Annotated in this window: 11 protein-coding genes; 7 read left to right on the forward strand and 4 right to left on the reverse strand. The window is 65.7% G+C overall.

What is annotated here, in order from left to right:
• The 6 genes from AC1DQR_RS22115 (at position 1) to AC1DQR_RS22140 (ending at position 6037) form a co-directional block, all read left to right on the forward strand.
• Positions 1–453: a hypothetical protein gene (locus AC1DQR_RS22115; protein WP_416052072.1), complete on the forward strand. Its 453-nt coding sequence runs from the start codon at positions 1–3 to the stop codon at positions 451–453.
• A 29-nt stretch (positions 454–482) separates the two neighbouring features.
• Entirely contained in the window at positions 483–983 is a 501-nt protein-coding gene (locus tag AC1DQR_RS22120; protein ID WP_416052071.1) for a hypothetical protein, read from the forward strand.
• A gap of 61 nt (positions 984–1044) precedes the next feature.
• A complete protein-coding gene (locus tag AC1DQR_RS22125) occupies positions 1045–1680 on the forward strand; it encodes a Fic family protein (protein ID WP_477133793.1) in 636 nt (211 codons plus the stop codon).
• A gap of 131 nt (positions 1681–1811) precedes the next feature.
• Positions 1812–2186: a DUF2946 domain-containing protein gene (locus AC1DQR_RS22130; RefSeq protein WP_416052069.1), complete on the forward strand. Its 375-nt coding sequence runs from the start codon at positions 1812–1814 to the stop codon at positions 2184–2186.
• Positions 2187–2270: 84 nt separating this feature from the next.
• A complete protein-coding gene (locus AC1DQR_RS22135) occupies positions 2271–4586 on the forward strand; it encodes a TonB-dependent receptor (protein WP_416052068.1) in 2316 nt (771 codons plus the stop codon).
• An 11-nt stretch (positions 4587–4597) separates the two neighbouring features.
• Positions 4598–6037, forward strand: coding sequence for a PepSY-associated TM helix domain-containing protein (locus AC1DQR_RS22140; protein ID WP_416052067.1), 1440 nt, complete (start codon positions 4598–4600; stop codon positions 6035–6037).
• Here AC1DQR_RS22140 and AC1DQR_RS22145 read toward each other — a convergent pair.
• The 4 genes from AC1DQR_RS22145 to AC1DQR_RS22160 form a co-directional block, all read right to left on the reverse strand.
• Positions 6021–8144 carry a TonB-dependent receptor gene (locus AC1DQR_RS22145; RefSeq protein WP_477133794.1) on the reverse strand — a complete coding sequence of 708 codons (2124 nt, stop codon included), beginning with the start codon at positions 8142–8144 and terminating at the stop codon, positions 6021–6023. The genes AC1DQR_RS22140 and AC1DQR_RS22145 overlap by 17 nt on opposite strands.
• Positions 8145–8348: 204 nt before the next feature.
• Positions 8349–9542 (reverse strand): CaiB/BaiF CoA transferase family protein, encoded by a 1194-nt coding sequence (locus AC1DQR_RS22150; protein WP_416052065.1) that lies wholly within the window; start codon positions 9540–9542, stop codon positions 8349–8351.
• Between the two features lie 42 nt (positions 9543–9584).
• Positions 9585–10592 (reverse strand): tripartite tricarboxylate transporter substrate binding protein, encoded by a 1008-nt coding sequence (locus AC1DQR_RS22155; RefSeq protein WP_477133795.1) that lies wholly within the window; start codon positions 10590–10592, stop codon positions 9585–9587.
• 71 nt (positions 10593–10663) lie between these two features.
• Positions 10664–11545 (reverse strand): HpcH/HpaI aldolase/citrate lyase family protein, encoded by an 882-nt coding sequence (locus AC1DQR_RS22160; RefSeq protein WP_416052064.1) that lies wholly within the window; start codon positions 11543–11545, stop codon positions 10664–10666.
• A 95-nt stretch (positions 11546–11640) separates the two neighbouring features.
• Here AC1DQR_RS22160 and AC1DQR_RS22165 point away from each other — a divergent pair, with 95 nt between their 5' ends.
• Positions 11641–12510 (forward strand): LysR substrate-binding domain-containing protein, encoded by an 870-nt coding sequence (locus AC1DQR_RS22165; RefSeq protein ID WP_416052063.1) that lies wholly within the window; start codon positions 11641–11643, stop codon positions 12508–12510.
• Positions 12511–12544 lie beyond the last annotated feature (34 nt).

Consider the following 12544-nt stretch of genomic DNA (forward strand, 5'->3'; position numbering starts at 1 on the left):
GTGAACCCAGATTCCGATTCGATTTTTTCCAACCTCGACAAGGCGGCCGCAGAGGCTCGAGCACAGGGTGACAAATGGATTGTGATCGATCGCATCTACGAACACCTGGATGCGCTAGAAAGCCAAGACTATCAAGAAGTCCTGGCGCGCATATTGGCCCTGATCGAAAAGTACCCCGAGCTGGATTATGGTGGTCCTGGCCCCTTCGGGTCGCTGATTGAGCGCCAGCCCGTCGGCGCCTATGCAGCGCAGTTGCTGGCGTCACTAAAGCGGCAGCCGAGCACGCAAGTGGTGGGGTTCCTGGACCGCATGATGCGCATGGACGAAGCCGAGCGCGAGGAGCAAGGCGGCCCAACCGTTGCGGCCTTCCTGGATGCGCTTAACGCGGTGCTGCGACACCCCGCCGCGGACGACGGCTGTAGAGAGTTTGCGCAGATGTGCCTGACTCCGTGAGGGGAAAGAACAGGATTTGATTGAGAGAAATGCGCGCCGGATTGATCGAAACCAGGGCGGCCGCGCCCTACTCTGCTCGATTCGTCACTAACCCTTGTTTCGCGGCCCACAGGCTCACGTCCTGCTTCTGGATCGCTTCGGCCCAGCAATTGCTTGCTGGCGGCACCGCTGTCTGGCGCGAGCGCCAGGACCTGCTGTTCGGAAAGCTGCATATCTGCTACGCGGGCTCATTGGAAAAATGCCTGACCCGGCGCATTAGCACAGCTTTTTTGCCGTTGGGCGTCAGAATGACCCAGATCCGCATGGTGGCGCGGTTTCGATCATCGCGCCAGAATCGCGCCACAATCGCGCCACCGACTGAACCGACCGCCCAACCTCCCATGCCCGCAGACCACGAAATACTGAAGAGCATTCGAGCCTCCCCGGCCGGACTGACTCTGGCGGAATTACTGGCGGCTCACCCCTTGGTGGCACGCCGGACCGCGCAACGCTGGCTAAGCCAATGGGTCGATGCGGGCATCATCGCATAGCGCCTTGTCGGAGAACCTGTTACCCAACCCGACCGATGAATGCCGGATCCGGCAACATGCCGTGGACATCGGCAAAAGCGTGTATCGGCCGCTATCGGCGCCTCAGCAGCTCGACGAGGCACTGGATAACCTGCTAGACAAAGCGAATCGCATTACCGACCCTTTCGAGCAGTCCTTCTTCGTGATGGTGCACCTGCCTTACCTGCAACCGTTCGCGGACATCAACAAGCGGACCTCGCGGCTGGCCGCCAATTTGCCGCTCTTCCGCGCAAACCTATGTCCGCTTACCTTTCTTGATGTGCCCGATCATGCTTACAGCCCGGCCATCCTCGGCTTGTATGAGATGACGCGCGTGGAATTGCTGCGCGATCTTTACGTCTGGTCCTACGAGCGATCGACGCAAGAGTACCTGGCCATCAAGCAAGCCCTGGCGGAACCGGACCCGGCACGCCTGGCCTGGCGTGAACTGATCAAGCAGACCATCCGCGAAGTGGTAACCCATCCTGGCCAGGATGCGCTCTCGCTGATTCACCTGGCCGTCATGGCCGATGTGCCGCAAGCCGAGCGCAGCAATGTACAGGCGCTGATCGTGGAGGAATTGCGGCGGCTGCACGAGGGTGTGCTGGCCAGGTACGGTCTGYGGCCGTCCGAGTTCGCCGCCTGGCAAACGGCGCATTCGGCGGGGCCAGCTCAATGAGCGGAACCATACGATTTCGCTGCCTGACGCCCATACCCCGGTCCTTGCCTGTGTCAAAATGACGCGCAGCGTGCCTGATCGCACCTCGCCTTGGCTGAGGTAGACTGCGCCGCGCCCGCTCGCACATAACAATGACGCTTATCCGCCGCATCCGCTTGACCGCATGGCTTGGCCTGATCGCCATGTGGCTCATCGTGCTTGCGCCGGCAGTCAGCCAGTTCGTGGCCGCGGCCCAGGCCAGCGATCCCGAAGCCGTCATCTGCTCGGCCGCCCACCCGGGCGATGCGCCGCATGACATGCCGGGCAGCTCGCTGAACGCCTGCGGCTATTGCGATCTGCTGGCGGATCATGTGCCGCTGCCTACCCTTGCGCCTGCGGCGCTGTCGGCGATCCCGCTGCTGGTGGTCGCCACGTCGCACGTGCTGGTCACCCGCTTCACGCCACTCGGGGCCTTTCCTTCAGGACGCCCCAGGGGCCCTCCGGCCCTGCCTCAATCCAGTCTGTAAGCAACGCACGCCCTTTGGCGTGATCGTGGCGTCCGCGCGCACCTGCCCGCGAGCGCCGGACAACGATTTGAGGTAGACCCAATCATGCGCACGCTGCTGCCCCTAGTCATCCTTGGCACCATCGGCACGCTGGCCGAGGCCGCCGACGAACAGAGCCTGCCGGCGGTCCAGGTGACCGAGACTCGCTCGTTTGCCGAGAAGAACCAGTTGCCGCAGACCACCGCGAGCATCACCGGCGAACAAGCCGCGCAGGCCATCAACGTGACGGGCGCGGAAGATGCCCTGAAATACCTGCCCGACGTGCTGGTGCGCAAGCGCTTTATCGGCGACACCCAGTCCCCGATGGCGACCCGCACCACCGGCATCAACGCCAGCGCGCGCAGCCTGATCTATGCCGACGGGGTCTTGCTGTCGACCCTGATCAATAACAACAACGGCAACGGCTCCCCGCAGTGGTTCATGGTGACGCCGCAATCGATCGACCGGGTCGACGTCATGTACGGCCCGTTCGCCGCGGCGTATCCGGGCAACTCCTACGGTGCCGTGACCGAGATCACCACACGGATGCCGAAATCGTTCGAGGGCAGCCTGGAAGTCACGGGCGCCATCCAGCAGTTCAGCAAATACGGCACCGACCAGAACGAGCCGGCGCAGCAGGTCAGCGCCACGCTGGGCGACCGCACTGGAAAGTTCTCGTGGTGGTTCAGCGCGAACCACCTCAACAGCTTCAGCCAGCCGCTCACCTTCGCCACCGTCGGCCAGTCGACGGCCGCCGCCGGCGCCGGCCTGCCGGTCATCACTGGCGCGCACGCCGACCGCAACCGGACCGGCGGCGCCATCCAGGTAATCGGCGCGGGCAACTTCATCCATACGCTGCAGGACAACGCCACCGTCAAGCTGGGCTACGATTTCACGCCCACGTTGAGCGCCGTCTACACGCTGGGCTATTGGCAGAACAGTTCGAAGGCAAGCGCGCAGACCTACCTGAGCACGGCATCCGGGTCGCCCTTCTATGGCGCACCGGGCGGCAACGTCAATATCGGTGGGTTCGCGTACAGCGCCAGCACCATCGCGGGCCAGTTTTCCAGCAACAACGTCGATCAGGAACACCTGATGCAGAGCCTGAAGGTCGGGACCCGGACGCAAGGGCTGTTCGACTGGGAGGCCATTGTCAGCAATTTCTACTATCTGCAGGATTCGAGCCGCTTGTCCACCGGGCTCTATCCGGCGGCGCTGACGGGTGGGCCGGGCCGGACCACCGACATGAGCGGCTCCGGCTGGTCCACCTTCGACGTCAAGGGCATCTGGCGGCCGCAGGGCATCGCCGGCGCGAACATCGTCAGCTTTGGCGCCCATTACGACCAGTTCAAGCTGAGCAGCCCCACCTACAGCACCACCAACTGGGTATCCGGCGGCAATGGCGCCCTGTTCAGCACCTCGCAGGGCAAGACGCAGACCGGCGCGCTCTGGCTGCAGGACGTTTGGCGCATGACACCGAGCCTGCAGGCAACGCTGGGCGGCCGCTATGAAATGTGGCGCGCCTATGACGGGTTCAACTACGCCATTGGCAGCAACGGCGTGGGGGTGCCGATCCAGCAGCCTAGCCTCGACAAATCCGGCTTCTCCCCCAAGGCGTCGCTGACCTGGGAGGCCAGCCAGCTGTGGTCGGTGACCGGCTCGTTCGGCAAGGCGCTTCGCTTCCCGACGGTCGGCGAGCTCTACCAGAGCGTGCAGACCGGGACGACGTTCACCCAGGCCAATCCGTTCTTGCAACCGGAGAGCGTCCTGTCGGGCGAACTTGCCATCGAGCGCCACACCCGCGAGGGCAAACTGCGTGTTTCCGCCTTCAGCGAGTACGTCAAGAACGCGCTGATCTCCCAGACCTCGACAATTGCCGGGTTCGCCACGCCCGTCTCCTTTACGCAGAACGTGGGCAAGACACGGCAACTGGGGCTAGAGCTGGCCGGCCAGCAAGACAATGTGCTGATCAACGGCCTGACGCTCTCGGGCAACGCCACCTATGTCAACTCCCGGATTCTCTCGGACGACAGCTACGTGCCGACCACCCCTGGCGCGACGGCGGTCGGCAAGCGCGTGCCCTACGTGCCCACGTGGCGCGGCACGGTAGCGGCAACCTATCGGCCTGACAACAAATGGGCTTACACGCTGGCCGCGCGCTATAGCAGCCGCGTGTACGCGACGGTCGACAACACCGACATCAACCCCGCGACCTACCAGGGCTTCGAGAGCTTCTTCGTGATGGATGCGCGCGTGCACTACCAGCTAGACAAGCATTGGAGCGGTGCGCTGGGCGTGGACAACCTGAACAATCACAAGTACTTCCTGTTCCACCCCTTCCCGCAGCGCACGTTCTATCTAAGCCTGAAGTACACCCTTTGACAGATCCTGCCATGTCCCAGCCACTCGAACGGCCGCCCATGCGCGCGCAAGCCACCCAGCCCTCGCCAGCCGCTGCGGCGTCTTATCGCATGCTCTGGCGGTGGCACTTCTACGCCGGGCTCTTCGTCGCGCCCTTCCTGATCGTCCTGGCGATCACCGGCACGCTCTACTGCTTCCAGCCGCAGATCGAATCGCTGCTCTATCCGCAATTGCTGCGCGTGGAGCCCGTGGGTGCGAAGCTTCCCGCCCAGGCCTTGCTGGACCGGGCATGGGCCCAAGCGCCAGAAGGGGCCGTTGCGACGACGTACACCGTCGATTCGTCCCCGCGCGCCAGCGCCGAGTTTGTTTTTCGGCTGCCGTCGGGCAAGAGCGAAAGCCTGTACCTGGACCCGTACACCGGCAATTTTCTCGGCAGCCTGAGCGTGGAGGACCGGCTGATGAAGCAGGTGCGCATGCTGCATCGCGCGCTGCTGCTGGGCAAGACCGGGGAGCTGCTGATGGAGCTGGCGGCATGCTGGTCGCTGGTGATGATTGCTACGGGCGTCGCGATGTGGTGGCCGCGGCTGCGCGACAAAGGCGGCAAGGCCTTGGTGATCGGCAAGGCCGCTGGCGGGCGCGGCTGGTGGAAGGAAGTCCATCTGGTCATCGGCGCCTGGATGGCCATCGGCGCCGTGGCGTTCGTGGTGTCCGGCTTGCCCTGGACCGCATCGTGGGGCAAGCAATTCAAGGCGATCGCGACTGCGGCGCGGCTGGGCAATCCGGCCGGCGCATGGGGCGACGCAGGGGTCCGGTCGACGCCGGGCGCGGCCAGCATGGATGCGCTTCCGCTCGCGGCGGTTCCCTGGGCAGTCGGCATGGCCAAGGTTCCATCCGGCACGCCGCCGGCAGTGGGCGCTGCCACGATCAGCCTGGACCGCGCCGTGGCGATCGTGGCCGAGAACGGTGTGTCGAGCGGCTACCAGCTCGTGCTGCCGAAGTCCGCCACCGGCGTGTTCACCGCCTCCTATTTCCCGGCGGATCCCAAGGTGGAACGCACGCTGCATATCGATCAGTACACCGGCAAGGTGCTCAGGGACATTCGCTACGGCGACTACGGCGCGGTGGCGCAGGCCATCTCCTACGGCACGTCCCTGCACATGGGCCGCTACTTCGGCTTGGCCAACCAGATTGCGTGCACGGTGATCTCGCTGGGCCTGATGATGCTCGCCGTGACGGGCCTCGTGATGTGGCTCAAGCGCCGGCCCGCGCGCGCCCTGGCCGCGCCGTCATTCCCGCGCACGCTCCCGCCCATGCGGGCGTGGGTGATCGGCCTGGGTCTGCTGGGCGCGGTGTTCCCGATGATGGGCGCCACGCTGGTGATGGTCTGGCTGCTGGATCGCTGGTTCGCACGGTCGGCCGCCGTGCGGCCGGCCGCGCCAGACGCCGCCAGTCCGCTCAGAAGCGGTAGTTGACGCTCAGCTCGACCCGGCGGCCAGATCCTTGCAGCCATTGCGTAGCGTTGTAGTAGGCGGTGGTGACGTAGTGCTTGTCGAAGACATTGAACCCGCGCAGCGCCAGCGTCGTGTCCCGGCGCGCGCGCCATTGGAGCGACAGGTCGGTGGTCGTATAGGCCGGCATCTCGAGCGTGTTGGCGCGGTCGGCGAAGCGCCGGCCCACATAGCGCAGGCCTGCGCCGGCGGTCCATGCCGGGAGGAAGCGCCACGTCACCCAGACGTTGGCGAGCCGCTCGGGCACGTCCGTGGGCACATTGCCACTGCGGGAAACCGCTGCGCCCCCCACGGACTCCGTGAAATCGTCATAGCGCGCCTGCAGCAACGCGGCATTGGCATCCACGCGCCAGCCGGAGAGAAACGCTAGCCCGAAGGTAGCTTCCAGCCCCTTCGACGACTGCTGCCCCACCTGCACGCTGGCCGAAGGATTGGCAACGTCACGCGTGACCAGGTTCTTCTTGACGATCCGATAGGCGGCCAGCGTCAGCTCGCCCTTGCCCTGCCAGAAGCCCTGCTTGACGCCGACTTCGACCTGGCGGCCGGTGGAGACGTCGAAGTTGCTGTTGGCTGGCGTCAGCATCAGCAAGGCGCTGACCGGATCGGCCGCCTCCGCGTACTGCGCGTATACGGCAAGATCCGGCGTCAGGTTGTAGACCGTGCCGGCACGCCAGCCAACATTGGAAAACGTCTTGTCGAAGGCGGCCTGCCCGGCCACCAGGTCACCGCGCGACAGGTCGGCGCGGTCATAGCGCAACCCGCCCAGCACGGACCAGCGCGGCGTCACCTCAAGGCGATCCTCGGCAAACAGCGCGTATTGCGTCGCCTCGTTGCGATAGCGCGGCGTGGTGCCCGCCACGTTGATGAACGTACCGCGATCAAAGACATAGGGATCCACCGCCGATGTACCCGAGTATGGCGAATTATTGGTGTGCGTGAACGATGCCCGGTTGACGTCGAAACCCACCGACACGCTGTTCTTCATGCCAAAAAGATGGTGCCGGAACGTAGCATCGGTGGTATTGCCGACCTGCCACTGGTCGTGCAGGATCTCCGTATAGGACGAGCGGCTGACCAGTCCCGTGGCCGGCACGTAGTTGTAGTACTCGGCATTGCGCCAGTGCCGTTTGCTGTCGATGTAGTAAAGGCGCGAGCGCACCGTGGCATCGGCATTCGGTGTCCACTGCGCGGCAAGTTCCGTCCATTGGTCGTCGAACTTGAGCAGGCTGTCGCCCACGTTGTAGTTCTTGCTCCGCAGCGCCGCGTCCTCCTGCCCGTTGACCAGCGGCACGCCGAAATAGCGCTGCGGCTCCTGCCAGCCTTTGGCATAGCTGAGCTTCAGGCTCAGGTCCGGCGTGGCGTCCCACTGGATGGCACCGGACAGCGACAGGTTCCGGGAATCGCCGAGATCGACGGATCCGTCGGACCGGTTGCCGCTCACATCGAGCCGGTAGGCGAGCTTGTCGTTGATGGCGCCGCCGCTGCCGAACGCCAGCCGCTGTGTATTCTCCGTGCCCAGCGCGGCCTGGATTTCATTCTCGACCGGGCCGCGCGCTGGCTTCTTCGGCACCACGTTGACCACGCCGCCGATGGCGCCCTCCCCGTAGATCACCGAAGCCGGGCCGCGCAGCACCTCGATACGCTCAACGGACCAGGTATCGAAAGGGAACGTGATGCCGATGCCGCCATACTGGCGAATCCCGTCATAGAGCTGCATCACCGAGGTCGAGCCCGTGAAGCCGCGCGCCGACAATGCAGCGCCGCCATTGCCGGGGTGGCCGAGGCCGGACAGCCCGGGCGCCCGGGTGATGGCGTCCACGAGCGATGCGTCGCCGCGTTCTTCCAGCTGCTCGCGCGGGATGACGTCGACGCTGGCCGGGGTCTGCATGGGCGTCAGTCCGAGATTGGAGCCCGTGGATGCCTGCCCGCGCAACGCGGACTCCGGCGCGGCGGAGACAGTCACCGGGGCAAGGTCGGACGCTTTGCGAAGTGCGTCCTCAGCGTAGGCGGGAAAGCCGGCGGTCGCGGCGGCGAGTGCAAAGCAATGATGTCGAAGCGAGGTGGGGAGCATGAATGGAGGCGCGCTGAGTCCGGCGAGTTGTCGGCTAGGAGCGCCACTCGTGCGAGTGGCGCTAGAGGCGCGAAAGTCTACCCAGCGGCCCGACATCAAAGGAATGCGGCAATGCGACGCATTGGGCGCAATGCATGATCGCGCCATCCATGCAGCGACCATTTGCCACGGGCTTGCCAATGAATCGAAGCCCGGCGAGATCGGCTACATCCCCTCGCTCACCAACCTGTCCGCCTCCGCCTTCACCCTCTGCCCATGCTGATCCAGCACCGGCGCCGCGAATGGCTCGGGCCCCGGCGTGCGCCCGAACTTGATGGCACGGGTAAAGCCCCGATACCGGCCCACGGTGGGATGCTCGAACGTGGTCACCATGCCTTCCGCCTGCACCTGTGGGAAGTCGAACATGTCTTCCACGGAGCGCGCGGCAGCGCAGGGCACAGCTTCGCCGAAGTGCGCCTCCCATTCCAGCGCGGTGCGGGCTGCCAGCGCGCGGTGCAGCATGGGGACGATCTCATCCTGATGCTGCGCGCGCTTGCGCACGCTGTCGTAACGCTCGGTGGCGAGTTCCGCCAGGCCGGTTTTCTCGCAAAGCGCCGCCCAGAAATGCGGCGTGTTGGCGGAAATGTAGAGATAGCCTTCCTTGGTCGGATGGATGCCGGTGATGCCGCCGGAGCGCATGTCGCGGCCAACCTCCCTGGGTTCGTTGTCCGCCCAGACCATGCGGGCCGATTGCATGGTCAGCGCCGCGCGCAAGAGGGAAATGCCGACATACTGGCCTTCGCCGCTTTTCTCGCGCTCGTAGAGTGCGGACGCGACGCCGCCGGCGACCAGCGCCGAGCCGTAGTAGTCGACGACCGAGCCATAGAGAATCTCTGGCGCACCGCCCTGCTTGCCCTGCAGCGTGCACATGCCGGTCATGGTCTGCAGGACCTGGTCGTAGCCGGCCTTGTCCTTGAGCGGGCCGTCTTCCCCATAGCCGGTCACGGCGCAATAGATCAGGCGCGGGTTGACCAGCTTGAGCTGTTCGTAAGCGATGCCCAGCCTGGGCGGCACGGTGGGCCGGAAGTTGTGCACCAGCACGTCGGCGGTGCGCACCAGCGCCATCAGGCGCTGCAGGTCGTCGGCTTGCTTGAGGTCCAGCACCACGCCCAGCTTGCTGCGGTTCACGCCCAGGAAGGCGCGGCTCTCGGCCTCCAGCGAGGAAGGATACTTGCGCAGGTTGTCGCCGGCGGGCGGCTCGATCTTGATGACCTCGGCACCCTGGTCGGCCAGCAGCGAGCAACCATAGGGGCCAGCTATGTAGGCGCTCAGGTCCAGCACGCGCAGGCCGGACAGCGGGCCCGGCTTGCCGGTGCGCTCGCTCAGTGGCGCGGCGCGGTCATCAGAGGGGGGACGCATGGAAATCTCCGGAGAATTGGCAGTAGAGGCAAAGCGCTCGCATCAGTCCACGACGATGTTCTGGCGCTTGGCGAGCGTCTTCCACCGTTCCACGTCCTGCCCGATGATGGCGGCGAACTGGGCCGGCGTGGCGGGCCTGGCTTCGGCGCCCTCCTTCAGGAAGGCCGCTTTGATCTCGGGCTTGGACAAGACGGTGTTGACGGCGGCGTTGAGCTGGCTGACGATCGCCGGCGGCGTGCCGGCCGGCGCCAGCAGGCCCCACCAGAGTTCGAACTCGTAGCCTGGCACCGCGCTGGACATGGGCGTGAGATCCGGCGCGATCGGGCTCGGCTTGAGGCTGGTGATGCCAACCGCGCGCACCTTGCCGGCGCGCACCATCGGCAGCAGCGAGGGGCCGCTGGAGATCAGCAGTTGTGTCTGGTCGCCGATCAGGTCGGTCACGGCAGGCCCCATGCCGCGATACGGGATATGGGTGATGAACAGGTTCCCTGCCCTGGCCTTGAGCAGCTCGGTGCCAAACTGGTTGACGCTGCCCGGCCCGCTTGAAGCGTAGTTGTACTTGCCCGGCCTGGCGCGGATCGCCGCGATCAGCTCCTGCGGCGTCCTGGCGGGAAATGCATTGTTGACCGCGACAATGAACGGCCCTTGCGCAAACATCGCCACCGGCACAAAGCTCTTGACCGCATCGAACGGCAGCTTGGCCTGCACCGCGGCATTGGTCGTCATGCTGGACGACACGGCGACCAGCGTGTACCCGTCCGGGACGGACTTGGCCACGATGCCCGTGCCGGTATTCCCGCTGGCGCCGGGACGGTTGTCGATGACCACGGGTTGCTTGAGCTCTTCGCCAATCTCCCTGGCGACGATACGCGCGAAGATATCGTTGGAGCCGCCCGGGGGATAGGGCACGACGATGGTGATGGGCTTGCTTGGATAGCCGCCCTGCGCGAACGCCGCGCCGGATACCAGGCTGGCAATGGCAGTGGCGGCCAAGGCTACGCTACGGGAAATGGATACGAATGCGGTTACGGATACGGATGGTGTTTTCAAGATGTCTCCTTCTGTTTTTTTTGTTTGCCCCATGCGATGCAGCCTGATCCCGGCAGCGGACTCCGGTGAAGTCAGGCAGGCAGCAATCCAAGGCGCCTGGCGGTAGCCACGATGGCTTGCGCCCGCTTCACGAACGGCGGATCGATCATCTTTCCGTCCACCACGTAGGCGCCCACGCCCCTGGCCTCGGCATCGCGCGCGGCCTCCAGTACCCGCGCCGCATGGCCGATCTCCTCATCGCTCGGACGGAAGGCCTGGTTGGCCAGCGGGACCTGGCTGGGATGGATGCAGCTCTTGCCAAGGAAGCCCATGCGGCGCGACAGCTCGGCCTCGGCACGGAAGCCGGCTTCATCCTTGATGTTGGCAAACACCGTGTCGTAGGCGAACACGCCGGCCTCGCCGGCTGCCATGCGCACCGCGTACATGGCTTGCTGGATCGCCGCGCTTTCGCGCCGCGCGATGCCCAGCGGCTCGAACAGGTCGCCCAGGCCAAGCTGCAAGCCAGCCACGCGCGGGTGGGCCGCGGCCAGTTCGCCGGCCAGGCGCAGCGCCTTGGGCGTTTCAATGTTGAGCAGCAGGCGGACCGGGCTGTCCACGCCATGCGCAAACCCGTTGACACGTTCCGCCTGCTCGATGGCGGCGGCAGCGCGGCGTACGTCGTCGGCGCTCTCGGGCTTGGGCAGGTTGATCAGGTCCAGGCCGGGCTGCACCACTGCGGCCACGTCGGCCGCAAAGTGAGGGGTGTCCATCGCGTTGACCCGGACGATCAGCGTCTTGCCGCTGGCGCGGGCCTGGCCCGAGCGCAGCAGCGCGCGCAGTGCCTCGCGCGCTTGCGGCTTGCGCTCCTGCGCCACCGCGTCCTCGAGGTCGAACGACAGCCCGTCCGCAGCGCTGGCCAAGGCCTTGTCGAACAATTCCGGGCGGGAACCGGGGACGAACAGTTTGCTTCTCATGGCAACGTGAACCAATGGCTTTGGAGTGCGCCAGTGTGAGTCACGCCAGAACAAAGATAAACTATGTATCTCTTTCTTTAATCGATAGAAAATGTATGGAGACAGCCTACCTCAACGCGTTCCTGGTCGTCGTGGATACCGGCTCCCTCGCGCAAGCCGCCCGGCGGCTCAACGTGACGCCCGCCGCCATCGCGCAGCAGATCCACGTCCTGGAGCGGGAGCTGGGCACCACCTTGCTGGGCCGGGCCGGCCGCACTGTGGCGCCGACCGAGTCGGGCGCACGGCTGGCCGAACGCGCGCGCACCCTGCTGCGGGACTTCGGCCAGTTGCGGGATTGGGTGAATGAAACGGAGGCACCGCGCGAACTGCGCCTGGGCACGATCAACACCGCGCTGCACAGCCTGCTGCCGGAAACACTAGCCGGGTTCGCCGCGGAGCATCCGGGTGTCTCCGTGTTCATCCAGTCGGACAAATCGGCGGCGCTGTACGACGCCGTGAAAAACGCGGAGCTGGATGCGGCCGTCTGCCTGCACCCGCCCTTCGCGCTGCCCAAGACCATCGTGTGGGAACTGCTGCGTGAGGAACCCCTGGTCGTGCTGGCGCCCGCCCGGCTGGCCCGGCGCGATCCGCACGAACTGCTGCGCACCGAGCCGCTGATCCGCTACGACCGCAGCGTGGGCGGCGGCAAGCAGGCCGACCGGTACCTGCGGCAGGCTGGCATCGCCGCGCACGAACGGTTCGAGCTCAGCTCGCTGGTGGCAATCGCCATGATGGTCGACCGGGGGCTGGGGGTGTCTCTCGTGCCCGACATCGCGTCGCCGCTGACGGCAGGCCTGCGCATCGCCAAGCTGGCGCTGCCCGAAGCGACCGAGCCGCGCCGGTTCGGCATCTTGTGGCAACGCTCGTCTCCCCGCACGCCGTTGATCCTCTCATTGCTGCGGCACGCGCGGCAGGCGGCCGCCTGAGCGCTTACTGGCGCCAATCCGGCACCGATCTGGC

This window comes from Cupriavidus sp. 05L411, from assembly GCF_056398045.1.